Source organism: Micromonospora sp. NPDC051300 (assembly GCF_044455315.1).
GTDB classification, from domain to species: Bacteria; Actinomycetota; Actinomycetes; order Mycobacteriales; family Micromonosporaceae; genus Micromonospora; species Micromonospora robiginosa.
In genome coordinates, this window is the sequence record NZ_JBITEP010000007.1 from 1 (window position 1) to 24,146 (window position 24,146).

At 73.3% G+C, this 24,146-nt stretch carries 23 protein-coding genes and 1 pseudogene; 10 read left to right on the plus strand and 14 right to left on the minus strand.

Translation table 11 applies throughout. The annotated features are described in order from the left end of the window. Nucleotides 1–92: 92 nt before the first annotated feature. Nucleotides 93–320: pseudogene (locus ACIA5A_RS09890) on the minus strand (helix-turn-helix domain-containing protein); the annotation flags it as partial. A 405-nt stretch (nucleotides 321–725) separates the two neighbouring features. Between ACIA5A_RS09890 and ACIA5A_RS09895 the strand changes: the two are divergent. Together ACIA5A_RS09895 and ACIA5A_RS09900 are read left to right on the plus strand one after the other, a co-directional pair. After that, nucleotides 726–1,058 (plus strand): hypothetical protein, encoded by a 333-nt coding sequence (locus ACIA5A_RS09895; protein WP_396759507.1) that lies wholly within the window; start codon nucleotides 726–728, stop codon nucleotides 1,056–1,058. Nucleotides 1,059–1,189: 131 nt separating this feature from the next. Then, nucleotides 1,190–1,765, plus strand: a complete 576-nt coding sequence (locus tag ACIA5A_RS09900) for a hypothetical protein (RefSeq protein WP_396758831.1) — start codon at nucleotides 1,190–1,192, stop codon at nucleotides 1,763–1,765. A gap of 30 nt (nucleotides 1,766–1,795) precedes the next feature. Here ACIA5A_RS09900 and ACIA5A_RS09905 read toward each other — a convergent pair whose 3' ends face one another. The 3 genes from ACIA5A_RS09905 to ACIA5A_RS09915 form a co-directional block, all read right to left on the minus strand. Beyond that, entirely contained in the window at nucleotides 1,796–2,050 is a 255-nt protein-coding gene (locus ACIA5A_RS09905; protein WP_396758833.1) for a hypothetical protein, read from the minus strand. Between the two features lie 407 nt (nucleotides 2,051–2,457). Beyond that, complete coding sequence (locus ACIA5A_RS09910; RefSeq protein ID WP_396758836.1) at nucleotides 2,458–3,060, minus strand: class F sortase; 603 nt, start codon at nucleotides 3,058–3,060, stop codon at nucleotides 2,458–2,460. A gap of 455 nt (nucleotides 3,061–3,515) precedes the next feature. Beyond that, complete coding sequence (locus tag ACIA5A_RS09915) at nucleotides 3,516–4,082, minus strand: hypothetical protein (RefSeq protein ID WP_396758839.1); 567 nt, start codon at nucleotides 4,080–4,082, stop codon at nucleotides 3,516–3,518. Nucleotides 4,083–4,171: 89 nt separating this feature from the next. Between ACIA5A_RS09915 and trmB the strand changes: the two genes are divergently transcribed. Continuing rightward, nucleotides 4,172–4,858, plus strand: coding sequence for a tRNA (guanosine(46)-N7)-methyltransferase TrmB (trmB, locus tag ACIA5A_RS09920; RefSeq protein WP_396758842.1), 687 nt, complete (start codon nucleotides 4,172–4,174; stop codon nucleotides 4,856–4,858). 47 nt (nucleotides 4,859–4,905) lie between these two features. Then, nucleotides 4,906–7,410 carry a DEAD/DEAH box helicase gene (locus ACIA5A_RS09925; RefSeq protein WP_396758845.1) on the plus strand — a complete coding sequence of 835 codons (2,505 nt, stop codon included), beginning with the start codon at nucleotides 4,906–4,908 and terminating at the stop codon, nucleotides 7,408–7,410. Between the two features lie 67 nt (nucleotides 7,411–7,477). On the opposite strand, the gene ACIA5A_RS09930 is transcribed toward ACIA5A_RS09925, so the two are convergent. From ACIA5A_RS09930 to ACIA5A_RS09945, 4 genes are all read right to left on the minus strand, one after another. Continuing rightward, nucleotides 7,478–9,112 (minus strand): peptidase, encoded by a 1,635-nt coding sequence (locus ACIA5A_RS09930; RefSeq protein ID WP_396758848.1) that lies wholly within the window; start codon nucleotides 9,110–9,112, stop codon nucleotides 7,478–7,480. 123 nt (nucleotides 9,113–9,235) lie between these two features. After that, on the minus strand, nucleotides 9,236–9,805 hold the full coding sequence (locus ACIA5A_RS09935; RefSeq protein WP_396758851.1) for a hypothetical protein: 570 nt from the start codon (nucleotides 9,803–9,805) through the stop codon (nucleotides 9,236–9,238). 583 nt (nucleotides 9,806–10,388) lie between these two features. Continuing rightward, on the minus strand, nucleotides 10,389–10,997 hold the full coding sequence (locus ACIA5A_RS09940) for an FG-GAP repeat domain-containing protein (RefSeq protein ID WP_396758854.1): 609 nt from the start codon (nucleotides 10,995–10,997) through the stop codon (nucleotides 10,389–10,391). A gap of 7 nt (nucleotides 10,998–11,004) precedes the next feature. Further along, the gene (locus ACIA5A_RS09945; RefSeq protein ID WP_396758857.1) at nucleotides 11,005–11,247 is read right to left on the minus strand and encodes an ABC transporter permease; all 243 of its coding nucleotides are present in this window, start codon (nucleotides 11,245–11,247) and stop codon (nucleotides 11,005–11,007) included. Nucleotides 11,248–11,455: 208 nt separating this feature from the next. Here ACIA5A_RS09945 and ACIA5A_RS09950 point away from each other — a divergent pair, with 208 nt between their 5' ends. From ACIA5A_RS09950 to ACIA5A_RS09960, 3 genes are all read left to right on the plus strand, one after another. Next, complete coding sequence (locus tag ACIA5A_RS09950) at nucleotides 11,456–12,103, plus strand: hypothetical protein (protein ID WP_396758860.1); 648 nt, start codon at nucleotides 11,456–11,458, stop codon at nucleotides 12,101–12,103. A 115-nt stretch (nucleotides 12,104–12,218) separates the two neighbouring features. Beyond that, a complete protein-coding gene (locus ACIA5A_RS09955) occupies nucleotides 12,219–12,407 on the plus strand; it encodes a hypothetical protein (protein WP_396758863.1) in 189 nt (62 codons plus the stop codon). Between the two features lie 22 nt (nucleotides 12,408–12,429). Further along, complete coding sequence (locus ACIA5A_RS09960; protein WP_396758866.1) at nucleotides 12,430–13,683, plus strand: Nramp family divalent metal transporter; 1,254 nt, start codon at nucleotides 12,430–12,432, stop codon at nucleotides 13,681–13,683. Nucleotides 13,684–13,741: 58 nt separating this feature from the next. On the opposite strand, the gene ACIA5A_RS09965 is transcribed toward ACIA5A_RS09960, so the two are convergent. The 4 genes from ACIA5A_RS09965 to ACIA5A_RS09980 form a co-directional block, all read right to left on the minus strand. Next, nucleotides 13,742–14,686 (minus strand): ABC transporter substrate-binding protein, encoded by a 945-nt coding sequence (locus tag ACIA5A_RS09965; protein ID WP_396758869.1) that lies wholly within the window; start codon nucleotides 14,684–14,686, stop codon nucleotides 13,742–13,744. 38 nt (nucleotides 14,687–14,724) lie between these two features. Continuing rightward, the gene (locus ACIA5A_RS09970; protein WP_396758871.1) at nucleotides 14,725–15,567 is read right to left on the minus strand and encodes an ABC transporter ATP-binding protein; all 843 of its coding nucleotides are present in this window, start codon (nucleotides 15,565–15,567) and stop codon (nucleotides 14,725–14,727) included. Next, complete coding sequence (locus tag ACIA5A_RS09975) at nucleotides 15,564–16,619, minus strand: FecCD family ABC transporter permease (protein WP_396758874.1); 1,056 nt, start codon at nucleotides 16,617–16,619, stop codon at nucleotides 15,564–15,566. The genes ACIA5A_RS09970 and ACIA5A_RS09975 overlap by 4 nt, the downstream gene beginning before the upstream one ends. Before the next feature lie 86 nt (nucleotides 16,620–16,705). Beyond that, a complete protein-coding gene (locus tag ACIA5A_RS09980) occupies nucleotides 16,706–17,752 on the minus strand; it encodes a FecCD family ABC transporter permease (RefSeq protein WP_396758877.1) in 1,047 nt (348 codons plus the stop codon). A 119-nt stretch (nucleotides 17,753–17,871) separates the two neighbouring features. On the opposite strand from ACIA5A_RS09980, the gene ACIA5A_RS09985 reads away from it, so the two are divergent. Both ACIA5A_RS09985 and ACIA5A_RS09990 read left to right on the plus strand, forming a co-directional pair. Next, nucleotides 17,872–18,144, plus strand: a complete 273-nt coding sequence (locus ACIA5A_RS09985; protein WP_396758880.1) for a MerR family DNA-binding transcriptional regulator — start codon at nucleotides 17,872–17,874, stop codon at nucleotides 18,142–18,144. Nucleotides 18,145–18,227: 83 nt separating this feature from the next. Beyond that, nucleotides 18,228–18,638 (plus strand): hypothetical protein, encoded by a 411-nt coding sequence (locus ACIA5A_RS09990; protein WP_396758883.1) that lies wholly within the window; start codon nucleotides 18,228–18,230, stop codon nucleotides 18,636–18,638. A gap of 9 nt (nucleotides 18,639–18,647) precedes the next feature. Here the strand turns inward: ACIA5A_RS09990 and ACIA5A_RS09995 are convergent, their stop codons facing one another. Continuing rightward, a complete protein-coding gene (locus ACIA5A_RS09995; protein ID WP_396758886.1) occupies nucleotides 18,648–19,481 on the minus strand; it encodes a phytanoyl-CoA dioxygenase family protein in 834 nt (277 codons plus the stop codon). A 64-nt stretch (nucleotides 19,482–19,545) separates the two neighbouring features. Next, nucleotides 19,546–20,013: a cytidine deaminase family protein gene (locus tag ACIA5A_RS10000; protein WP_396758889.1), complete on the minus strand. Its 468-nt coding sequence runs from the start codon at nucleotides 20,011–20,013 to the stop codon at nucleotides 19,546–19,548. A 133-nt stretch (nucleotides 20,014–20,146) separates the two neighbouring features. On the opposite strand from ACIA5A_RS10000, the gene hrpA reads away from it, so the two are divergent. Then, a complete protein-coding gene (gene hrpA / locus ACIA5A_RS10005; RefSeq protein ID WP_396758892.1) occupies nucleotides 20,147–24,142 on the plus strand; it encodes an ATP-dependent RNA helicase HrpA in 3,996 nt (1,331 codons plus the stop codon). Nucleotides 24,143–24,146: the final 4 nt, after the last annotated feature.

Consider the following 24,146-nt stretch of genomic DNA (forward strand, 5'->3'; position numbering starts at 1 on the left):
ATCCGCCGCTACATCATCTGGCGGAACAAGAACGCCTCCGACGAACGCCTACGCGAGGTAGTCGACAGGGCGAACGTTGCCTGATGCGGCACTAGCTTCTCCACCAGGCGCTCAAACATGCCGCCGGTGCTGAGCGCCCTGTCGGACCCCTTGATGAAGCCCATGGTGAGCGCCCGTGTGCTGCCCTCTATCGCGCTGACGTGCGATGCGCTGAAGCCTGCAACCCGCCCGAACGCCTCTTGCGTCATCCCGGAGGCCCCTCGGGCACGGCGGATCTCGCTGACGATGAACAGCGCGAGCGGGTGCGGCAAGTCAGCCATCAACGGTCCCCAAACCTTGAGATCAACTATTCACGCCTCTACAGGTCGGCGACTTGGCCGCCCGGCCCCGCCCACCTGCACGAAGGGCCTTCCGAGGGTAACGGCCTCCACACCAGAGTGTCACTAACGGAACCGCTTGCGGAGCACGAGCCGGGGGCGGAACCGAGCGGAGCCGTCTCGGGAAGGGGCGGGGCGGCTCCGCTTTCTCACCGACCGAAGGAGGCCAGCCGTGCGACTCCGGTTCTGGCGCTGTGACCCCGATTCGCCGAAGCCCGGCCCGCGTCCGGCACCGCAGCGCCCGGCGTGGGCCACTGCCCCGACCGATGTTTTCCCGACCATCAACCCGGGCCGTGCGGGCAACCTCACGCCGGCTCAGACGTTTCGCGCGAACGGGGGCCATCGGTGATCACGTCGATTCTGCCGTTCCCGACGCCGGGCCCTGAAGCCAAGCACCCGGGCTACCACACCAGTACGGAGCCGCCGCACACACCGTTGCGCCCATCGTGGGCCTGCCGTGCCTGCGGCCAGCCGTGGCCGTGCCCGCACGCCCGGCTTCTGCTGCGGGTCGACTACGAGACCAACATGCCCGGTCTGACGATCTACCTCGCCGGCCTCATGTATGAGGCGATGCGGGACCTCTACCACCTGAACCCGCACGACGGTCAGAGCCCGAGCGAGATGTTCGAGCGCTTTGTGGGGTGGGGCCCGTTCGGGCGTTCGATCGTAGGCCGGCCCTGATGGCGCGGCCGATTTTGCCGAGGGAGCGCGGGCCGCCTGCCTCGGCCTCGCGCGCAGGCTCCCAGGCCCTACCAGCACGCAACGCGCACAAAGATTCCCTCACACGCAGCGAGAGCACAGAAGGGCTTTCCATGCACCCCCAAAGCAAACCCCGCACGTTCGCGCGACTGATGCGCGCCGCCGTCACCGGGATGGCCGTCTGCGTCGCGGCCCTGTCACTGATGGGCGGCTCCGCGTCGGCCGCCGTGAAGCCGTCGCCGTTCTCCACCTGGCCCGCGCCCCCCGCCGGGAACGTGGACGGCACGATCTACCAGGGCACACCCTCGTGCGCAGTCCAGAGCGGCGTGAAGATCTGCGACGCCAACGTCTACACCAAGGGCCTGATGAACGGTTGGGCCACGAGCAACCAGGCGTACCGGCAGCTCAACTTGGAGTGGAAGATCCGCAACAGCTCCGGGACGATCGTCAAGACCGGCAGCAACTCGTGCACGGGCGCGACGGGCGCGATCAGCAGTTGTGAGCGGACCGGTCCCACGTACGCCGCGCGCTGGCCCGCCACCAGCACCGTTCGGATCTGCGTCGACACGATCGGCTTCGCGTACTACTACGTCTCGTCCAACGGCAACACGGCGAAGGTGACCGCCTCGGACTACGACTGCCTGACCCTGTCCGCGACGGGCGGCGGCGGAGGACTCCGCCAGCGGTAAGCCGCACATCCGGCAAGGTTCGGTGCTCGGTCACGTCAGTGGCCGGGCATCGTCCGGTAGCACTGACTCCCCCAGCGCCAGCCGCAAGCGGTGGTTGAGCCGTTCAAGGCCCTGAATCACACGAGCGGCTTCCGGCTCGACCGAGGCCAGCTCATCGAAGTCCCCGAAGGCGTCGGCCATCTTGCGCACCGCCTTGTCACCGAGCCGGCTCAGCATTACCTCAGCCTGAATCGGCATTACAACGCGCAGAAGGGCAAGCAGCTCGTCCCGGTTTAGCTCGCTCATACCGCCAGCATGGCATCCGGCCCCGCGCCACGTCGACACCAACTCGCGCCACCTGAGCCGCCCGCCCTGGGCCCGTCTCCTTCCCCCGTGCGAGACGACCTGGAGCGGGCTTCTTTTGCCTTGAACACCTCGGGCGTCCGGCTGAAGGCCATGCAAGAGATGGTCGAGCAGGGCCTATCGCATCAACCGCAGCTCAGGGCCGTTGCCGTTGCACTACGGTGCTGGCGGGAGTTGGAGGATGCGTACCAGGCGTGGGCGCAGGGCTCCTCCCGCGCCGCACACGCCACCGACGGCACCCAGCCCCGCCAGTTCGCCTCCCTTGTCCACCGTCAACTTCGTGTGGTCGACCGGGCTCCAGGGGCAGGGTCGGCGCGTGGTAGGCGCCTCGGCCGGCCCCGCCTCCGAAGTCAGCGCGTGGTGACGGAGGCGAAGACGATGACGTTGTCCTCGTAGCCGGTGCGGCCGCCCAGCCACGTGCCGCCGCAGGTGATCAGCCGCAGCTCCGCCGGACCGGAGTCGCCGTAGACCCGGGCGGCGGGCAGGTTCGCCTTGTCGAAGTACTCGACGCTGTCGACCTTGAACGTCACCACGCTGCGATCCGCCCGGGTCACCTGGATGCGCGCGCCCGGCTTGAGGTCGCGCAGCCGGTAGAACACGGCCGGACCGCTCTTCGTGTCGACGTGACCGACGATGATCGCCCGGCCGGGCTCCCCCGGCACCGCGCCCCGGTTGTACCAGCCGGTCTGGTCGGTCTCGGTCAGCGGCGGCACGTCCACCGAGCCGTCCCGTGCCTGACCGACCGGGGTGACCGGCGCGGCCACCTTGATGGCCGGCACCGAGAGGCGGACCGGCGGGCTGGCCGGCTTCCGGGCCGAGGCGGCGGACGAGGCCGGCGGGGGCGCCACCGCGCTCGACCCGGCCGACGCGTCGGCGAAGTCGAACGGCCCGGCGGTACGGCCGAGTCCGGCCCCGACGGCGAACACGCCGAGCAGCACCAGCACCACGGCCATCGGTTTCGACCAGGGGCCCCGCCGCCGGTCCCGTACCGGCGGCCCAGCCGGGGGCGGCCCCGGTGGACCGGCGGGCGGCGGGCCGGCGGGCCGGGCCCGGACGGCCGGCGGACCCGCCGGTGACGGTTGCCAGGGACGGGACGCGGCCGGCGGCGGCAACCAGGGCCGCGAGCCGGCCGGCGGGGCGTGCGCCGACCGCGAGTCGGCAGGCGGGAGCCACGGAGCCGAGCCGGCGGACGGCTCGTCGGCGAGCGGTGGGCCGGCCGGCGACGGATTCCCCGGCGTGGAGCCGGTGGACGTCCCGGACCCGGCGGGCGGCGGCGCGCCGGAAGGCGGAGAGACGGCCGGCCGAGATCTGGAGGGTGGGGAGGCGGCCGGGGGCAGCGCGAGGAAGGGCCAGCCGGAGCGCCGGGAGCCGGCCGGCGGCGGGGCGGAGTAGTCGGCCATGGCGTGCCTCAGTGCCGGGCGGCGCCGGAGTTGCGGCGGGACGCGGCCACGCCCAGCCCGGCGCCGACCACTGTCAACGCCAGCCCGACCGGCACCAGCAGGCCGCCGAGGCCGGGCCCGGCGGTGCCGCCGAAGCCGGTGGCCGGACCCCGGCTCGGGAAGTGGCTCGGCGGCCGGGTGTGCTGCCCCTGCTTGACCACCTGGAGCATGGTGGACGCGGTCTCACCGCTCGGGCATTCCAGCTTGACCCGGTAGTTGCCGGGCCGGGTGCGCTCGTTGACCATGGGCGAGGCGGTGAGCAGTCCCCGTTGCGGCTGCACCTGGATCCGGCCGAAGGCGTCGGAGACCACGATCGCCGGCACCGAGTTGTCGCGGCAACTGGCCCGGATGCCGACCAGATAGCCCGGCTCCACCGTGCTCGGGGTGACCTCCACGAAGATCACGTCGGCGGGCGGCTGGCCGGGCACCGGCTCGGCGGCGCGCGGCGCGGCCTGCACGGCCGCCGCGCCGAGCAGCGGGGCGGCACACGCGGCCACCGCGGCCAGCAGCGCCGCACGTCCCCTGACTGACCCCATGACCCCTCCCGGCGTACGGGATGAATCCTCTCACCCCCGGCCGCACCTCACATCCGATCGGCGCGGCTGTCGCGTAGGCTCGGGTCGCTGTGACCACCACCGACGTTCCCGCCGCCCGCATCCGCACCTTCCATCCGCGTCGCGGGCGGATGAGCGACCGGCAGCGCGACGCGCTGACCCGGCTCTGGCCCGCGTACGGCCTGGAGATCGCCGCCCTCGACGGGCCGTGCGATCCGGCGGCGCTGTTCGGACGGCGGGCGCCGCTGGTGCTGGAGATCGGCTCCGGCATGGGCGACGCCACCGCCGCCATGGCGGCGGCCGACCCGAGCCGACACTATCTGGCGGTCGAGGTGCACACGCCGGGAATCGCCAACCTGCTGGAGCTGGTGGAACGGCACCGGCTGGACAACGTGCGGGTCGCCGAGGGCGACGCCCTGGACCTGGTCCGGGCCATGCCGGAGGGCTGCCTGGACGCGGTGCACGTCTACTTCCCCGACCCCTGGCCGAAGACCCGGCACCATAAGCGGCGGATCATCCAGCCGGCGCACGTGGCGTTGCTGCGCTCCCGGCTGGCGCCCGGCGGCACGCTGCACTGCGCCACCGACTGGGCCGAGTACGCCGAGTCGATGCGGGTGACGCTGACCGCCGACCCGGAGCTGGTCGACGTGCACGGCGGCTACGCGCCGCGGCCGGCGCACCGGCCGGTGACCAAGTTCGAGCGGCGCGCGGTCACCGCGGGCCGGGAGGTCTTCGACCTGATCCACCGGCGGCGCTGAACCCGGTTGGCGCGGCGTGGTGTGATCCAGGCACGATGGGAGCCGCCATGACTCTCACCGCCGCGCTGCCGAAGACCGCCGACCCCGACACCCTCTACGACGCGTTCGCCTCCTGGGCGTCCGAGCGCGGTCTCGACCTCTATCCGCACCAGGAGGAGGCGGTCATCGAGATCGTCTCCGGCGCGAACGTGATCATGAATACGCCGACCGGCTCGGGCAAGAGCCTGGTGGCGATCGCGGCCCACTTCGCGGCGCTGGCCGACGACCGGACCAGCTTCTACACCGCGCCGATCAAGGCGCTGGTGTCGGAGAAGTTCTTCGCGCTCTGCGAGGTCTTCGGCGCGGAGAACGTCGGCATGCTCACCGGTGACGCCAGCGTCAACGCGGACGCCCCGATCATCTGCTGCACCGCCGAGATCCTGGCCAACCTGGCGCTGCGGGAGGGCCGCCGGGCCGACGTCGGCCAGGTGATCATGGACGAGTTCCACTTCTACGCCGAGCCGGACCGCGGCTGGGCCTGGCAGGTGCCGATCATCGAGCTGCCGCAGGCCCAGTTCGTGCTGATGTCCGCCACGCTCGGCGACACCACCCGCTTCGTCGACGACCTGACCCGGCGCACCGGGCGGCCGACCGCCGTCGTCCGCTCGGCCGAGCGGCCGGTCCCGCTGATCTTCTCGTACGCGACCACGCCGCTGCACGAGACGCTCGAAGAGCTGCTGGAGACGAAGCAGGCCCCGGTCTACGTGGTGCACTTCACCCAGGCCGCCGCACTGGAGCGGGCGCAGGCGCTGATGAGCGTGAACGTGTGCACCCGCGCGGAGAAGCACATGATCGCCCAGGCGATCGGCAACTTCCGGTTCACGTCCGGCTTCGGCAAGACGCTGTCCCGGCTGGTCCGGCACGGCATCGGCGTGCACCACGCCGGCATGCTCCCGAAGTACCGCCGCCTGGTGGAGACGCTCGCCCAGGCCGGCCTGCTCAAGGTCATCTGCGGCACCGACACGCTCGGCGTCGGCATCAACGTGCCGATCCGCACCGTGCTCTTCACCGGCCTCTCGAAGTACGACGGGGTGCGGACCCGGCTGCTCAAGGCCCGCGAGTTCCACCAGATCGCCGGCCGCGCCGGTCGAGCCGGCTTCGACACCATCGGGCGGGTCGTCGTGCAGGCCCCCGAGCACGTGATCGAGAACGAGAAGGCGCTCGCCAAGGCCGGCGACGACCCGAAGAAGCGCCGCAAGGTGGTGAAGAAGAAGCCGCCGGAGGGCTCCATCGGCTGGGGCGAGCCGACGTTCCAACGCCTGGTCGAGGCGGAGCCGGAGCCGCTCACGTCCAGCTTCCAGGTCAGCCACTCGATGCTGCTCAACGTGATCGGCCGCCCCGGCGACGCGTTCGTCTCGATGCGGCACCTGCTCACCGACAACCACGAGGACCCGGCCGCCCAGCGCCGGCACATCCGCCGGGCCGTCGCCATCTACCGGGCGCTGCGCGCCGGCGGCGTGGTCGAGGAGCTGCCCGAGCCGGACGAGACCGGCCGCCGGGTGCGCCTCACCGTCGACCTCCAGCTCGACTTCGCGCTCAACCAGCCGCTGTCGCCGCTCGCGCTGGCCACCATCGAGCTGCTCGACCGGGAGTCACCGTCGTACGCGCTCGACGTGCTCAGCGTGATCGAGGCGATCCTGGACAACCCCCGGCAGATCCTGTCCGCGCAGCAGTTCAAGGCCCGTGGCGAGGCGGTCGCCGCGATGAAGGCCGAGGGCATCGAGTACGAGGCGCGCCTGGAACTGCTCGACGAGGTGACCTGGCCGAAGCCGCTCGCCGAGCTGCTCACCGGCGCGTACGAGATGTACCGGCAGGGCCACCCGTGGGTCGCCGACCACGAGCTGGCCCCGAAGTCCGTGGTCCGGGACATGTACGAGCGGGCCATGACGTTCCCGGAGTACGTGCAGTTCTACGGGCTGTCCCGGTCCGAGGGCCTGGTGCTGCGCTACCTCGCGGACGCGTACAAGACGCTGCGGCAGACCGTGCCGGAGGACGCCAAGACCGAGGAGCTGGTCGACCTCATCGAGTGGCTGGGCGAGCTGGTGCGCCAGGTCGACTCCAGCCTCATCGACGAGTGGGAGCGGCTGCGCAACCCGTCCGACGTGGCCGAGGTCGCCGCCTCGCTCGACGACCGGCCGCCGGCGGTCACCCGCAACGCGCGGGCGTTCCGGGTGCTGGTGCGCAACGCGCTGTTCCGCCGGGTCGAGCTGGCCGCGCTGCGCCGCTGGGACCTGCTCGGCGAGCTGGACTCCGGTGACGGCTGGAACGCCGACGCGTGGGCGGACGCGCTGGAGCCGTACTTCGAGGCGTACGACTCGATCGGGGTGGGGCCGGACGCGCGCGGGCCGGCGCTGCTGATGATCGAGCAGGGGCGGGAGCGGTGGACCGTACGCCAGATCCTGGACGACCCGGACGGCGACCACGACTGGGGCATCAGCGCCGAGGTGGACCTGGCCGCGTCGGACGAGGTGGGCGCGGCGGTCGTCCGGGTCACCGACGTCGGCCAGCTCTGACCTGATCCGCCTACGCCGCGGGGGCGGGACCGGTCCGGTCCCGCCCCCGCGGTGTCACGCGGTCGGGTCAGTCGCGCGGGGCCTGGAACGCCACGCGACGGCGCCGGAACACGACGAACAGCACCGCGCCGACCGCGAGCACTGCCGCGCCGCCCCCGGCCAGGGCGGCGGCCGGCGCGCCGGTGACCGGCAGGCCACCGCCGGAACCGCCGTCGCCGCCGCCTGCGCCACCGTCACCGTCATCGGTGGTGATGACGATGCGGGCGGTGTTGTTCTCCGGCTTCGTCTCGGTGGAGGACGTCGCGCCGTTGACCACGATGGTGCCGTCGGTCCCCGGCGTCGACTTGATCTTCACTCGGACGCTGGCCTTGATCCGGCCGTAGCCCGAGGCGACGCTCGGGAACTCGCTCTCGAAGTTGCAACGCAGCTTCGCCGACTCCGGCAGCGTGGTGCCGGGCTGGCCCTCGGTGTAGCACCACTCGTTGGGCAGCAGCACCGTGCCGCTCGGCGCGGTGATGATCACGCCGGGCCCACCACCGTCGGAGGGACCGTTGTTGACCACCTCGTAGCCGAGCTCGACGGTCTGCCCGACGGCGCCCTTGACGGGCGGCGCGGTGACGGCGACGTCGAGGGTGTTCTTCTTGCTCCAGAAGTGGAAGTCGGCGTAGTTGTCCGACTCGTCGAGCTCGCGCTCCACGACGGCGCGCTTGGCCAGGCCCGCGCGAACCGCCTTGGCGTGCAGCTTCCCGGCGGCGGCGGCGAACGACGGGCCGGAGCCCTTGGTCGACGTGGCCTTCTTCGCCACCTGCGCCTCACCGGCCAGGGCGGTGCTGAAGGACGCCCAGTTCTCGTCCGGGCCGGCCAGGTTGCGGCCGAAGGTGATGTTGAACAGCGACGTGCCGGTTTCCTCGTCGAAGAGCAGCAGGCCCTCGCCCGGCTTGAGGGTCAGCGGCACCGTGCAGGTCACCTGGCTCGGGCCGTAGACGTAGGGCAGCCCCACGTTCTTCGGGTAGTAGTTGACGTAGGTGCAGTCGCTGTAGCGCTCGACGAAGGTCGCGCCGGTGGGCAGGTCGATCCGGACCGTGAAGTCGGTCGCCGGGCTGTCACCCTCGTTGAGGACGCCGCTGCGCAACGGGACGCGGTCTCCCTCGCCGACCGGGTGAGCCTTGTCGTTGAGGTCGTCGGCGGCGGCCACCAGGTCGGGGCCGGACGCGACGATCGTGACCGGGAACGTGGTGGTGTCGTCGCCGGGGTTGGCGTCGTCCTGGGCACCGGCGATGGTCACGCTTACCGAACCGGCGTCACCGGGGGTGGCTCCCGTGCGGCTGGCCAGCGAGAGGGGGTAGACGGTGTCGACCTGGCCGGCGGCCAGCCGGCCGACGGTGCAGGTGACCTTCTTCCCGGCGAGCTTGCAGGCGTCGTCCCAGTCGGACACCGAGGGGACGACGTCGGACGAGAGCTTGCTCAGGTCGAGCGTGACGGTCACCCCCGTCGCGTCAGCCTGGCCGTAGTTGTACACGTACATGCCGATCGTGGTGCCGCTGTTGTCGATCTCCGCGACGGGATCGCGGTCGAAGGAGACGGACAGGTCGGGCAGCTCGTCGGCGGCGTGCGCCGGGGCCGACGGGGCGAAGAGCGCGGTCGTCGCCAGCAGTGCCGCGCCGGCGGCGAGGCGGGGCCAGCGGGCCGTGAGGGATCTCATGGTTGCTCCGGAGGAGAGGATTGGAAGATCGCACTCTAATTCAAGATCAGAAATGCGGTTGTCCCTCCTGGTCCGGCCATCCCTCCACCGTTCGGTCAATTCGGTGACACCGGCGGCGGGTCCTCACGCGGTGCCGTCGGGCGGAACCAGGTCGTCGGCGTCCACGATGGCGGACCGGCCGTCGTCGAAGGTCACCGAGGCGCGACCGTCCGGCCGGGCCTGCGCGACGCCGGCCTGCCCGTCCCCGGTGCGCACCCATGTCCGGCGCGGCTCCGGCGGCGCGTCGGAGAACCGGGCCGGGACGGCCGGTGTCGGTCCGGCGCCGGTCGGCGCGAACCCGGTGATCCGCACGATGCTCCGGCCGGCGAACGACACGTACAGTGCCGGGTCGGCCGGGTTCGAGATCGGGTCGTGGTAGCAGTTCGCCGGCCGGCCCCGGAGCGCGCCGGTGTCGAGCAGGCGCGTCCACGTCGTACCGTCGGCGGTCGTGAACGCGCCGGCCAGGCCGACGGCGAAGCGCCGGCCCGGGTCGGTCGGATCGAACTGCATGTCGTTGAGGATGCCGCCGTAGTGGTCGCCCTGGCCGTCGGCGTCCTCGCCCCGGCCGACCTCGATCCGGCCGTCGCAGGTGAGCATCTGCTCCAGCGCGACGTCGACCTGCCAGGTGAGGCCACCGTCGTCGGAGCGCCGCACGTGGTCGCGGTCGAGCAGATAGAGCAGGCTCGGCCGATAGGGGTCGACGAAGAACCGGCGGGCCTGCCCGGCGCCGCCGCCGGGGACGAGCTGCTACCAGGTGGGCATCCCCTCGGTCCACTTCCACAGCCGCAGGGCGGAGTCGCCGCCGACGTGGAACACCGTGCGGTCGTGCCGCCGGCGGCCTGCACGACGCCGACGGTCGGGTCCGGCAGGAACGGCCCCTGCTGGGTGAACGGGCCGCTCGGGCCGGCGCCGAAGCCGGGGATGACGAAGAGCGGGCGGGGCGCGAACGTGCCGTCGCCCTTGTTGACCGCGACGAGGACGCCGGCCTCGCCGAAGCCGACCAGGTCGGCGTGCCCGGCGCTCGTCACGTCCGCGACCAGGCGCGGGTGCCGCTCGACCCGCCAGTCCCCGGCAGCGTGGCCGAAGTCGGTCAACGCGGGGACCGGGGTGAACGCGAAGCTGCCGTCGCCCTGGCTGCGGGCGGTGTAGACGCCGGCTCGCCGAACGCCACCATGTCGGCCTTCCCGTCGCCGGTCAGGTCGGCGAGGAACCGGGGGTGCTTCTCCACCCGCCAGCCCTAGTGGTAGCCCAGATCCGCCAGCACGAACCGCGGCGGCGCGAACGTGCCGTCACCGTTGTTCAACGCCACCCACACCCCGTCGTCACCGAACCCGACGATGTCCGCCCGACCGTCACCCGTCACGTCCGCCAGGAACCGGGGATGCCGGTCCACCCGCCAACCACCGGCCTGCGCCCCGAAGTCGGCGGAGAGCAGCCGGGGCGCGGCGAACGTACCGTCGGATCCGCTCGTCGCCGTCCACACGCCGGTCTCGCCGAACCCGACGATGCCGGCGCCGGGGGCCGCGGAGATCCGACCGAGCAGGCGGGGGGTGCGCGCGACCGACCAGCGCGCCACGTCCGGCGCGACGGCGATCGAGGTGACGCAGTAGCCGCCGATCGCGCCCGGCACGCCGAACTGCCCGGCGGCCGGCTGCGGTCGCGTGGTCTGCGCCCACGACTCGCCACCGTCCTCTGAGGCCCAGAGGTCGCCGGAGAAGGACCCGGCGAAGACCAGCCGGCCGTCGTCGGAGCTGTCGAGTGAAAGCATCCGGCCGGTGGTGAACTGCCCCGACTTGCGCTGCGGCGTGTTGGCGCGGGTGGGGCTGACGTCGTCGATCGTGGTCATGTCGACCTCACCGCGCCGACGCCGTCCGGCGCCACTCCACCCGCGCGGAGACGGCGCAGACGGCGGTGAGCACCAGCAGGCCGGCGACGAGCAGCCACTCGACCGTGCCGTCGTGGTTGTCGGGCTCGATGCCGAACGCCTCCAGCCAGTCCTTCCAGACCAGGGTCAGCAGGAACAGCGCGCCGGAGAACGACGCGGTGACGACCTCGACCCAGAACCGGGTCCGGAACCTGCGGTGCGGAGGCTTCATGGGGGTGCTCCTCGACGTCGTCCGGCCAGGTCAACCGGGGGTGACGGCGCTCAGCGTAGGCGCGGGCCGGGCCCGGTGCCGTCGGCTGGACGACAGCGTCGGGAACGTGCGCCATCCGCACGTCCGGGTCTGCCGAGACCCTGGGCGATGTCAGACCCGTCGATTAGAATGTATGTACTAAACGAGCTGTTGACCTGGGAGGATGCTCGTGACTGCGCCCACCTCCGCCGCCCCTGTCACCCCCTACGCCACCCTGCTCGGCTTCACCCGCTACGTGGACCGCACCGGCCCGACCAAGGCCACGTTCGTCGGCGGCCTCCGCCGGCAGCGGGCGAGCCGGCACGGCTTCAACCCGCACGGTCAGTTCGTCAAGGCACTCAAGGCCGACGTCGCGTTCCACACCGGTGGCACCCACCTGGCCCAGGTGGTCGACGTGGTCAAGCCGCGCTGGCGCCCGCTCTACGAGGCGCTGGTGCCCGGCGCGACCCGCTGGCTGCACTCGCTCGGCGAGCCGGCCGGCGTCGACCTGGCGCAGGCCCGCGACGCGCTGGCGATGCTGGGCGACCTGCCCGTGAAGATCAACCCGCAGTTCGGCGTGCGCTACGCCGACGGTCGGGCCGAGGCGATCCGGCTGCACTTCGACGAGGCGCCGCCGAGCGAGGAGGCCACCCTGGCCACGCTGCACCTGATGGCCCGCCACATGGACGCCGTGCTGCCGCACGCCGAGCCGGTGCTTGTCGACGTCCGACGCGGCGAGGCGCACCGGATGCCCGCCGACGCCAAGCCCGAGCAGATCGAGCAGTGGCTGGCCGGCGAGGCCGCCGCGTTCCGCGCCATCTGGTCCACCGCCGCCTGACCGACCCGACCCGGACGGCCGTCCCCGATACCGGGGGCGGCCGTTCGGCCGTACCCGGCGTCCGGTTCCTCCTTTCGAGCGGTGTATGTGAGCCGGTGTCGGGAAGACCGCTGCCATGTCCGCCCGCAACCGCGCCAAGCTCACCGCGTTCGCCCTGCTCACCGTCGCCGCGTGGAGCGTCGGCCTGGCTCCGCCCGCGGTCCTGGCGCTGGCGGCGCTCACCGCGCTGATCCCGCTCGCCGACGGGCTGGACCGTGACCCGGCCCCCGCGGTCCGACCGGCGCGCCGGCACGAGCCCGCCTGACCAGGTCCGCCGAGGAGCACCAGTGGTCACGAACGACCTGCCCGTCGCGCCCGCGCTGCCCGCCGCCCGCGGCCCGGTACGCGGTCGGCTCATCCTGCTCGGGCCGGCGTTCGTGGCCGCGGTCGCCTACGTCGACCCGGGCAACTTCGCCACCAACTCGACCGCCGGCGCGCGCTACGGCTACCTGCTGGTCTGGGTCGTGGTGGCCGCGAACCTGGCCGCCATGCTGGTGCAGACCCTCACCGCCAAGCTCGGCCTGGCCACCGGGCGCAGCCTGCCCGAGCTGTGCCGCGAGCACCTGCCCCGACCGCTCAACCGCCTCATGTGGGCGCAGGCCGAACTGGTCGCGATGGCCACCGACCTGGCCGAGGTGATCGGCGGGGCGGTCGCGTTGCACCTGCTGCTCGGCGTACCGCTGCTGCCCGGCGGTCTGATCGTGGGCGCCGCCGCGTTCGCGGTGCTGGCGCTGCGCGCCCGCGGCTTCCGGACGTTCGAGATCGCCATCACGGTGCTGCTCGGGGTGATCGTGCTGGCGTTCGCGGTCAACCTGCTCACCGCCCGCCCGGACCTGTCCGCCGCCGCCGGCGGGCTGCTCCCCCGGACGGCGGGCGCCGACAGCATGCTGCTCGCCGCCGGCATCCTCGGCGCGACGGTTATGCCGCACGTGATCTACGTGCACTCGGCGCTCACCCCGAACCGCGTGCCCACCAGCGGAGAGGCGGAACGGCGGGTGGTGGCGAAGGGGTTGCGGGTCGACGTGCTGATCGCGCTCGGCATCGCCGGGGCGGTCAACCTGGCCATGCTGCTGGTGGCCGCGTCCAGCTTCCACGGCAGCGGGATCCCCGGCACCGACACGTTGGAGGGGGTGCACGCCGGGCTCGCCGGCACGCTCGGCACGGTGGCGGCGGTCGGCTTCGCCGTCGCGCTGCTCCTGTCCGGCCTCGCGTCGACGAGCGTCGGCACGTACGCCGGGGAGATCATCATGCAGGGCTTCCTGCGCCGCCGGATCCCGCTCGTGGTGCGCCGGACGGTCACGCTGCTGCCGGCGCTGGCCGTGCTCGCGGTCGGCGTCGACCCGACCCGGGCGCTGGTGCTGTCCCAGGTGGTGCTCAGCTTCGGCATCCCGTTCGCGCTGGTCCCGGTGGTCGCCTTCACCCGCCGCCGGGACCTGATGGGCGGCCTGGTCAACCGCCGGGCCACCACCGCCGCCGCGGTGGCGGTCACCGGGCTCGTGGTGGCGCTCAACGCGTTCCTGCTCCGGCAACTGCTCGGCTGAGCACGGCCGCGCCCGCCCGGTCGCGGGGACCGGACGGGCGCGGGGACGGCGCGACGGCTCAGGCGGCCAGGTACTTCGCCAGGTCGTCGAGGATCTTGTTGGCGGCGCCGACGCCGATGCCGGTCATCCACACCTCGTCGGAGACCACGTGCGCCTTGCCCGCCTTGACCGCGGACAGGCCCTGCCAGAGGCTGCCGGCGGTGACCTTCGCCTGTTCGCCGGCGGCCTTCTCGCCGTACGCGGTCACGAACACCACGTCGCCGTCGACCTCGTTGACCCGCTCGGCGCTGACCAGGTCGAAGCGCTTGTCCTCCTTGCCCTCCAGGCGCTGCCGCTCCGGGCGGCCCAGCCCGGTGTCGCCGACCACGATGCCGGAGAACGAGTCCGGGCCGTACACCCGGATGTTGCCCGGGATGAAGCGCACGATGGAGATCTTCCGGGCGTCCGCGTTGCCGAGCTTCGCGCCGAAGTCCTTGGCCCGCTTCTCGTACGCGGCCAGCAGATCCTTGGCCTGCTGCTCCTTGCCGAGGGCCGCGCCGTCGAGGAGGAAGTTCTCCTTCCAGGTGACGCCGACCTTCTCGGTGAACACCGTGGGCGCGATGGCGGACAGCTCGTCGTAGAACTTCTCCTGGCGGAACTTGCTGCCGAGGATCAGGTCCGGCTTGAGCGCGTTGATCGCCTCCAGGTCCGGCTCGGTGAGCACGCCGACCTCCGTGATGCCGGCGAGCTTGTCCGCGCCGAAGTAGGTGGGCCAGCTCTTCGCCTCGCCGGCGGTGGCCGCGCCGACCGGGGTGACGCCCAGCGACAACGCGGTGTCGATCTTGTCGGTGTCGAGCACCACCACGCGCTTCGGCTCGGCGGGCACCTTGGTGGCGCCCATGGCGTGGGTGATCTCCCGGGTCTGCCCGGCGCCGGCGTCGGCGACCGGGTCGCTCTCCCCGCAGGCGGTGAGCCCGACGCCGAGGGCGAGGGCGGTGGTGAGTACGGCGGCGAGGCGACGCATCAGGTTCCTTTCCGTGGTGCGGGTGTCAGCCGGCGCGCTCAGGCGTCGCCGACGGGGGCGCCGACCGGGGCCGGCGTGCCGGCCGGAGCGGCCGAGGTCTGGGTGCGGGCGGGGACCACCAGCGGGGCCCCGGTGACCGGGCAGGGCACGACCACGCAGTCGAGCCCGAAGACGTCGCGGACCAGGTCTGCGGTGAGGATCTCGCGGGGCGGGCCGGCCGCGACCACCGCACCGTCGCGCATGGCGACCAGGTGGTCGGCGTACCGGGCGGCCTGGTTGAGGTCGTGCAGCACGGCCACCACGGTCCGGCCCCGCTCGGCGCGCAGCCGGTGCAGCAGGTCCAGCACCTCCACCTGGTGGGCCAGGTCGAGAAAGGTGGTGGGCTCGTCGAGCAGCAGCGCGTCGGTGTCCTGGGCGAGGGTCATGGCGATCCACACCCGCTGGCGCTGGCCGCCGGAGAGCGTGTCCACCGCGCGGCCGGCGAGCCCGGTCACGTCGGCCAGCCGCATCGCCTCGTCGACCGCCCGGCCGTCCTCGGCCGACCACTGCCGCCACCACCTCTGGTAGGGCTGCCGGCCGCGTCCGACCAGGTCGGCCACGGTGATCCCCTCGGGCACCAGCGGGCTCTGCGGCAGTACGCCCAGCCGCCGGGCCACGTCCCGGGTGGGCAGGTCGCGGATCTGCGCGCCGTCGAGCAGCACCGCGCCGCGGCGCGGGGTGAGCAGCCGGGCCATGGTGCGCAGCAGCGTCGACTTGCCGCACGCGTTGGGGCCGACGATCACGGTGAACGCGTCGGCCGGCAGGTCGAGTTCCAACCCGTCCAGCACGGTCCGCCCCTCGTAGCCGACGACCAGGTCGCGGGTGGACAGCAGCGCGGTCACGACCGCCTCCCTCGGGTGCGCAGCAGCACGAAGATCAGATAGGGGCCGCCGATGGCCGCGGTCAGCACCCCGGCCGGCAGTTGGGTGGGCGCGAACAGCCGGCGGCCGGCCAGGTCGGCGAGCACCAGGAGCAGCGCGCCCAGCAGCGCGGCGCAGAGCATCGGCGGGCGCTCGGCGCGGACCAGCCGGCGGGCCACCTGCGGGGCGACGAGCGCCACGAAGTCCACGGCGCCGACCTGGGCGGTGACCGCGGCGGCGGCGAGCACGCCGGTGCCGGCCAGCCCGATCCGGCGGGCCACCGGCCGCAGCCCGATCCCCCGGGCGGTGTCGTCGTCCAGGGCGGTGGCGCGCAGCGCCCAGCCGGCCCAGAGCAGCACCGGCAGCAGCACGGCGAGCGTGCCGGCGATCCAGGCCGCCTCGGTCCACCCCTTGCCGGCGAGCGTGCCGATCAGCCAGAGCTGGGCGCGCAGCCCGTCGATCGGGTCGGCGGTCAGCATGACCACCTCGATCAGCGCCCGGAACGCGAACGCCACCGCGACGCCGGCCAGCACGAACCGCTGGGCGGCCAGGCGGTGCCGGGCGCCGAGCGCGAACACCAGCACGGCCGCGGCCAGGCCGCCGAGCAGCGCGGCCGGCGCCACCAGCACCGCGGCGGCGCCGCTGGTCAGCGCGATGGTGGCGGCCAGCCCGGCGCCCTGGGTGACGCCGATGACGTCGGGGCTGGCCAGGGGGTTGCGGGCCACGCTCTGGATCAGCGTGCCGGCCACGCCGAAGGCCGCGCCGGCCAGCGCCGCCAGCACCGCGCGGGGCAGCCGCAGGTCACGCACCACGAGGTCGTACGGCGTGCCCGCCCCGGAGAGCGACCGCAGCACGTCGCCCGGCGCCACGTACGGCGTCCCCAACGACAGGCTGACCACCACCGCCGCGAGCAGAAGCACCAGCAGCACCACGGCGACCACCACCGCCCGCCACCGAAACGGCACCGCCACCGCCCCCACCCGCAGCAGCGCCTTCCCGGCGAGCGCCCCGCCCCGTCCTGCGCGATCTTGCACTTGCGGCCCCTCCGACGCGCCACTTGTCCGCTTTGCCGGGGCAGAAACTGCAAGATCGCGGGAAGCGGGGCGGGGGCGGGGGGTGGTCATGCGGTGACGACCTTGGCTCGGCGGACCAGGACGGCGAGCAGGGGGGCGCCCAGCAGGGCGGTGACGATGCCGGCGGGGATCTCGCCGGGCGGGGCGACCAGGCGGCCGGCCACGTCGGCGGCGAGCACCAGCGCGGGACCGAGCAGCGCGGCGACCAGCAGCGTCCACCTGTGGTCCGCGCCGACGAGCGCCCGGGCCAGGTGCGGCACGGCCAACCCCACGAACGCGATCGGGCCGGCGGCGGCCACCGCGGCGCCGGTGAGCAGCACGCCCCCGCCACCGGCGGCCAGCCGGACCAGGGCGACCCGGTGCCCCAACCCGCGGGCCACGTCGTCGCCGAGGGCGAGCGCGTCCAGGCCCCGGGCGGCGAGCGCGGCCAGCAGCACCCCGGCCAGCACGAACGGGAGCACCTGCCCGGCCACGCCGACGTCCCGGCCGGTGAGGCCGCCGACCACCCAGAAGCGGTACTCCTCGAAGGTGCGGGCGTCGATGCTGAGCAGCGCGTACACGATCGCGCCGAGACCGGCGTCGAGGGCGGCGCCGACCAGCGCGAGGGTGACCGGGCTGGCGCCCTCGCGGGTGCGGTTGGCCACCGCGAACGCCACCAGCCCGGCGAAGAGCGCCCCGGCGATGCCGAACCAGACGTACCCGGCGAGCGTGCTGACGCCGAACACGGCGATGGCCAGCACCACGCCGAAGGACGCGCCGGCGCTGACGCCGAGGATGCGCGGCTCGGCCAGCGGGTTGCGGGTGACCGCCTGGAACAGCACCCCGGCCAGCGCCAGCGCGAGACCGACGACCAGCCCGAGGGCGGTACGCGGCACCCGCAGCTCGCGGACCACCGTGGTGGCGTCGCCGGCGTCCGGGGCCACCAGGGCGCGCCAGACCTCGTCGACCGGGAGGTGGCGGCTGCCGAGCGCCAGGCTGGCCAGCAGCGCGAGCACGAGCAGGAGCGCCGCCGCCAAGGTGACCGCCACGCGGCGGGGGGCGCCGCGGCGGGCGGGGGCGTCGGCCCGGGCGGGCCGGACGGCGACGGTGGTCACGGGGGTGTTCGCCTTCCGATTAGGTTCGCCTTACCTTAACTGACCAGGTAAGGCACGCCTAACTCGGAAGTGTCGATGGGCTTGCGCCTCCACCGGGGGGAGGCGCGAGGGTGGGCGGCATGGACGGTGGCGAGCGTTACGAGATCGGCGAGTTGGCCCGGCGGACCGGCGTGTCGGTGAAGACCATCCGGTTCTGGGCCGACCGGGGGATCGTGCCGCCCACCGACCGGGGCCCGAGCGGCCACCGCCGCTGGGCCCCGGCGGCGGTGGCCCGGGTCGACCTGGTGCGCACGCTGCGCGAGCTGGGCTGCTGCGCCGGCTGGCCGGGCTGGCCAAGCGGGAGCGCCGGCGGCTGGTCGACGAGTTCCTCGACGCGGCCTTCACCGGCCTGACCGACGGCGGGTTCGCCGGCATCCGCCGGTCGCTCACCCCGGACCTGCCCGACGACGCCGACGACAGGCAGGTCGAGGCATGGGTGGAGCTGGCCGAGCTGTCCCTGGACCCGGGTTTCCGAGCCGGCCTGCGCCGGCTCGCCGAGCAGCACGAGGCCGACCGGGCGGGCGTCGCGGGCGTACGCCGGGACGCGGTCGCCGTGGTCCGGGCGGAGGTGGCCCCGGCGCTGGCCGCCGGCGTGGACCCGGTCTCGCCCCACGCCGATCCGGTCCTGGCCCGGGCCACGGCCCGCTACGCCGGGCTGTGCGGCCGCCCGGACGACGCCGGACTGCGGCGGCGCCTGCTCGACCGGCTGGAGGCCGCGCACGACCCCCGCCGGGAGCGGTACGAGCACCTGCTCGGCGTGGTGAACGGGTGGCCACCGGCCGAGAGCCTCGCGCCGGTGCTGGACTGGGCGATCCGGGCGTTGCGCGCCCGACCGGCCGGCGGGTGACGCGGCGGTTCACTCCGCGCCCATCACCAGTCCCTCGATGGTGTGCTTCTGCCGGATCGGGACGAGCGTGTCCACCACCGGGCATCGCAGGTGGTCGCGGACCAGCTCCGGCAGCGCGTCCCGATAGGGCCGGGTGACCGCCAGGTCGTGGTGGGCGGCGTTGCCCGCGCCGGGCGCGTCCACGCCGAGCACCAGCACCGGTCGGGCCTGGTCGCCGACGTTGGGGGTGCCCCGGTGCACGGTCAGCGCCGAGCGGGCCGAGATGTCGCCGCGCTTCGGGTACTTGCGCACCGCGCGGTCCTGGTAGCGCGGGTAACGGCCCTTCGGCGGGAACATCTCGTGGTCGAAGTCGCGCCCGTCGTCCCACTGGGTGCCCGGGGCGATCTCGAACGGGCCCATCTCCTCGACCGTGTCGACCGTGGTGAGGTTGAACGCCAGCGAGGTGAGCCGGCGCCGCAGCCGGGTCTCCTCGGGCATCGGGAAGTCGCGGTGCCAGGGCTGCATGGCCGCGCCGGGGAACGGGATGTCGAAGCCCAGTTCGACGATCTCGTAGTCCGGGCCGAGCACGGCCCGGCACACCGACACCACCCACGGGTGGGTGACCAGGTCGACGAAGCCGCGCAACTGCTCCGGGTGGATCTCGACGTACCACCGCTCGGGGCCCCGGCCGACCGCGCCGTCGGGGCGGGACCGGGCCTCGGCGAAGGCGGCGTCGACGTCCTCGCCGACGCGGGCGACCCAGTCCGGGTCGAAGGCGCCGCGGCAGGCGGTGATGCCGTCGCGGTAGAGGTCGCCGAGCGCCTCGACCGGGATGTCGTCGTCCGGCATGGCATAGGGAGTCATCGGGCCTCCTGAGGACGGGACCCGAGTATTACAACGTTGGAAAGCGGCCGCAAGGCCGGCGACGTCAGTCCTCCGCCGACAGACGGCTGCCCGGCACCACCGGCTGCGGCCACACCCCGGTACGCGGGCCGGCCGGCACCTCCACCTGGTGGTCCGACCAGACGTAGGTCTCCGGGAGCAGGTCGGACACCGGCACCGCGCGCAACCCGTCCGGCGGCCCGACGATCACCCGGATCGACGGGAAGTAGTCCAGCAGCACCTGCCGGCAGCGCCCGCACGGCGGGATGACCCCCCGGCCCCGGTCCCCCACCGCGACGATCGCCTCCAGCTCCCCCGCGCCCTGGGTGGCGGCCGCGCCGAGCGCCACCACCTCGGCACACGGGCCGCCGGTGAAGTGGTAGACGTTCACCCCGCTGAACACCCGCCCGTCGGTGCTGCGCACGGCCGCGGCGACGGTGTGGTTGTCGCTGCGGCAGCGGAGCTTGGCGACGGCGGTCGCGGCCTGCACGAGCGCCCGGTCGGTGTCCCGCATGATCATCCCCGTCCCTCGTCGACCTCGTCGGCGGCAACTTTATCCGCGCCGGACGCCCCGGCCCCGGACGGCACGCCAGCGGGCGGTAACCCGGGGGCGGTCCGCCGCGCGGCTGCCTATCCTTGGCGACGACATGCAGAATCCAGCCGTACCCGCCGCTGCCGCCACCGCCCGCGACCTGCACCGCCGCCTCGCCGCCCTGATGTTCCGCGACCAGCGCCGCCTCCAGCGGCGGCTCGACGGCGTACGGAAGCTGCGGGACCCGCAGCGGCGGGAGTCGGCGCTCGCCGAGATCGCGACCGAGATCACCCGCGCCGAGGCGCGGCTGGCCGCCCGGCGGGCCGCGGTGCCGGCGGTCACCTACCCGGCGCAGCTCCCGGTCAGCGAGCGCAAGGACGACATCGCCGCCGCGATCCGCGACCACCAGGTGGTGATCGTGGCCGGCGAGACCGGCTCCGGCAAGACCACCCAGCTTCCCAAGATCTGCCTGGAGCTGGGGCGCGGCGTCACCGGCCTGATCGGGCACACCCAGCCCCGCCGGCTGGCCGCCCGCACCGTCGCCGACCGGATCGCCGAGGAACTCGGCACCGAGCTGGGCGACGTGGTCGGCTACAAGGTGCGCTTCGCCGACCAGGTCGGCGACACCAGCCTGGTCAAGCTGATGACCGACGGCATCCTGCTGGCCGAGCTGCAGACCGACCGGATGCTCCGGCAGTACGACACGCTGATCATCGACGAGGCGCACGAGCGCAGCCTCAACATCGACTTCATCCTCGGCTACCTGCGGCAGCTCCTGCCCCGCCGGCCCGACCTCAAGGTGGTCATCACCTCGGCGACCATCGAGACCGACCGGTTCGCCAGGCACTTCGCCGACGCCGAGGGCAACCCGGCGCCGGTGGTCGAGGTCTCCGGGCGCACCTACCCGGTCGAGGTCCGCTACCGGCCGCTGGTCGAGGTCACCGAGGCCGAGGAGGAGGACGAGGCCGACGAGGAGAACGTCCGCGACCAGATCCAGGCCATCGGCGACGCGGTCGAGGAGCTGGCCGCCGAGGGACCCGGCGACATCCTGGTCTTCCTCAGCGGCGAGCGGGAGATCCGGGACACCGCCGACGCGCTGGGCAAGCTGGTGCAGTCCAAGCGGTCCCTGCTCGGCACCGAGATCCTGCCGCTCTACGCCCGGCTCTCCAGCGCCGAGCAGCACCGGGTCTTCGCCGCACACAGCAACCGCCGGGTGGTGCTCGCCACGAACGTCGCGGAGACGTCGCTGACCGTGCCGGGCATCAAGTACGTGGTGGACCCGGGCACCGCCCGGATCTCCCGCTACTCCAGCCGGCTCAAGGTGCAGCGGCTGCCTATCGAACCGGTCTCCCAGGCCAGCGCCAACCAGCGCAAGGGCCGCTGCGGGCGCACCTCGGACGGCATCTGCGTCCGCCTCTACGACGAGGCGGACTTCGACTCGCGGCCGGAGTTCACCGACCCGGAGATCCTGCGCACCAACCTGGCCTCGGTCATCCTCCAGATGACCGCGATCGGGCTGGGCGACGTCGCGGCGTTCCCGTTCATCGACCCGCCGGACCGGCGCAACGTCACCGACGGCGTCAACCTGCTGCACGAGCTGGGCGCGCTCGACCCGACCGAGACCGATCCGGCGAAGCGGCTCACCCCGCTGGGCCGGCGGCTGGCCCAGCTCCCGGTCGACCCGCGGCTGGCTCGGATGGTGATCGAGGGCGAACGCAACGGCTGCGCCACCGAGGTGGTGGTGATCGCCGCCGCGCTCTCCATCCAGGACCCGCGCGAGCGCCCGGCCGACCGCCAGGCGCAGGCCGACCAGGCGCACGCCCGGTTCGCCGACAAGGAGTCGGACTTCGTCGCGTTCCTCAACCTCTGGCGGCACCTGCGGGAGAAGCAGCGCGAGCTGTCCTCCAGCGCGTTCCGCCGGATGTGCAAGGCCGAACACCTCAACTACCTTCGGGTACGCGAGTGGCAGGACATCGTCAGCCAGGTGCGCCAGGTGTTGCGTACCGCCGACAAGGGCGACGGCCGGCGCGGCGCCGGCGCCGACCTGCCCGAGGAGATCGACACCCCGAAGGTGCACCAGTCGCTGCTGCCCGGCCTGCTGTCGCACCTGGGGCTCAAGGACGCGCAGAAGCACGAATACCTGGGCGCGCGCGGTGCGAAGTTCGTGATCTTCCCCGGCTCGGCGCTGTTCCGGAAGCCGCCGCGCTGGGTGATGGCCGCCGAGCTGGTGGAGACGTCGCGCCTGTTCGGCCGGGTCGCCGGGCGGGTCGAGCCGGAGTGGGTGGAGCCGCTGGCCCAGCACCTGGTCAAGCGCAGCTACAGCGAGCCGCACTGGGAGAAGAAGCAGGCCGCGGTGATGGCCTACGAGAAGGTCACGCTCTACGGCATCCCGCTCGTCACCTCCCGCAAGGTGAACTTCGGGCGGATCGACCCGACGCTGAGCCGGGAGCTGTTCATCCGGCACGCCCTGGTCGAGGGCGACTGGCAGACCCACCACCAGTTCTGGCGGGACAACCAGAAGCTGCTGACCGAGGTCGAGGAGCTGGAGAACCGGGCCCGCCGGCGCGACATCCTGGTCGACGACGAGACCATCTTCGCCTTCTACGACGAGCGGATCCCCGCCGACGTGGTGTCCGGCCGGCACTTCGACACGTGGTGGAAGAAGACCCGGCGGGACCGGCCCGACCTGCTCACCTTCACCCGGGAGCTGCTGGTCAACGCCGGCCGGGGCGGGGTGGACGAGGAGGACTACCCGGACGAGTGGCAGGCCGACGGCGTCACGCTGCCGCTGACCTACACGTTCGACCCGACCGCGCCCACCGACGGCGTCACCGTGGACATCCCGCTGCCGCTGCTCAACCAGGTGCCGGCGGAGAGCTTCGACTGGCAGGTGCCGGGACTGCGCGAGGAGCTGGTGATCGCGCTGATCCGCTCGCTGCCCAAACCCCTCCGGCGCAACTTCGTCCCGGTGCCGGACTACGCCCGCGCCGCGCTGGCCGCGATCACGCCGGGCGAGGAGCCGCTGCTCGCCGCGCTGACCCGGCAGCTACGCCGGATGACAGGCGTGACCGTGCCCCCGGACGCCTGGGAGCCGGCCAGGCTGCCACCGCACCTGCGGGTCACCTTCCGGGTGCTCGGCGACGACGACAAGCCGGTCGCCGAGGGCAAGGACCTGCCGGCGCTGCAACGCGAACTGCGCCAGGAGGTACGCCAGGTCGTCGCCGCCGCCGCGCCGGACGTCGCCCGCAGCGGGCTGACCGCGTGGTCGATCGGCACCGTGCCGCGCACCATCGAGCAGGTCCGCGCCGGGTTCGCGGTGACCGCGTACCCGGCGCTCGTGGACGAGGGCACGACCGTCGGGGTGAAGGTGTTCGACTCGGCCGCCGAGCAGGAGGCCGCGCACTGGGCGGGCACCCGCCGGCTGCTCCGCCTGACCCTGCCGTCGCCGGCGAAGTTCCTCCAGGGCCGGCTCAGCAACGAGGCGAAGCTGGCCCTGTCGCGCAACCCGCACGGCGGGGTGCCGGCGCTGATCGAGGACGCCACCGGCGCCGCCATCGACAAGCTGATCATGGACGCGGGCGGCCCGGCCTGGGACGCCGACGGGTTCGCGGCGCTGCGCGAGCGGGTCCGCGCCGACCTGGTCGACACCGTGGTCGAGGTGATGAACCGGGTCCGGCAGGTGCTGGCCGCCGGGTACGCGGTGGAGCAGCGGCTCGGCGCGACCCGGAACCTGGCCGTGGTGGCCGCGCTGGCCGACGTGCGCGCCCAGCTCGGCGGCCTGGTGCACGCCGGCTTCGTCACCGAGGCCGGCTATGCCCGCCTGCCCGACCTGCTGCGCTACCTGACCGCGATCGAGCGCCGGCTGGACCGGCTGCCCGGCAACCCGCAACGCGACAAGCAGCAGCAGGACCGCATCGCGGTGGTGCAGAAGGAATACCGGGACATGCTGGCCGCGCTGCCCCCGGCCCGGCGCGCGACCCCGGCGGCCCGGCAGATCCGCTGGATGATCGAGGAGCTGCGGGTGAACGTCTTCGCCCAGGCCCTCGGCACCCCCTATCCGGTCTCCGAGCAGCGCATCTACCGCGCCATGGACGACGCCGAATCCCGGTGACCCA

Excerpts from the sequence above, each read along its gene's own strand:
- ACIA5A_RS09900 (WP_396758831.1), top strand. The coding sequence starts at position 1,190 with ATGCACCCCCAAAGCAAACCCCGCACGTTCGCGCGACTGATGCGCGCC.
- ACIA5A_RS09905 (WP_396758833.1), bottom strand. The coding sequence starts at position 2,050 with ATGAGCGAGCTAAACCGGGACGAGCTGCTTGCCCTTCTGCGCGTTGTA.
- ACIA5A_RS09910 (WP_396758836.1), bottom strand. The coding sequence starts at position 3,060 with ATGGCCGTGGTGCTGGTGCTGCTCGGCGTGTTCGCCGTCGGGGCCGGA.
- ACIA5A_RS09915 (WP_396758839.1), bottom strand. The coding sequence starts at position 4,082 with ATGGGGTCAGTCAGGGGACGTGCGGCGCTGCTGGCCGCGGTGGCCGCG.
- ACIA5A_RS09925 (WP_396758845.1), top strand. The coding sequence starts at position 4,906 with ATGACTCTCACCGCCGCGCTGCCGAAGACCGCCGACCCCGACACCCTC.
- ACIA5A_RS09930 (WP_396758848.1), bottom strand. The coding sequence starts at position 9,112 with ATGAGATCCCTCACGGCCCGCTGGCCCCGCCTCGCCGCCGGCGCGGCA.
- ACIA5A_RS09940 (WP_396758854.1), bottom strand. The coding sequence starts at position 10,997 with ATGACCACGATCGACGACGTCAGCCCCACCCGCGCCAACACGCCGCAG.
- ACIA5A_RS09945 (WP_396758857.1), bottom strand. The coding sequence starts at position 11,247 with ATGAAGCCTCCGCACCGCAGGTTCCGGACCCGGTTCTGGGTCGAGGTC.
- ACIA5A_RS09955 (WP_396758863.1), top strand. The coding sequence starts at position 12,219 with ATGTCCGCCCGCAACCGCGCCAAGCTCACCGCGTTCGCCCTGCTCACC.
- ACIA5A_RS09965 (WP_396758869.1), bottom strand. The coding sequence starts at position 14,686 with ATGCGTCGCCTCGCCGCCGTACTCACCACCGCCCTCGCCCTCGGCGTC.
- ACIA5A_RS09985 (WP_396758880.1), top strand. The coding sequence starts at position 17,872 with ATGGACGGTGGCGAGCGTTACGAGATCGGCGAGTTGGCCCGGCGGACC.
- ACIA5A_RS09995 (WP_396758886.1), bottom strand. The coding sequence starts at position 19,481 with ATGACTCCCTATGCCATGCCGGACGACGACATCCCGGTCGAGGCGCTC.
- ACIA5A_RS10000 (WP_396758889.1), bottom strand. The coding sequence starts at position 20,013 with ATGCGGGACACCGACCGGGCGCTCGTGCAGGCCGCGACCGCCGTCGCC.
- hrpA (WP_396758892.1), top strand. The coding sequence starts at position 20,147 with ATGCAGAATCCAGCCGTACCCGCCGCTGCCGCCACCGCCCGCGACCTG.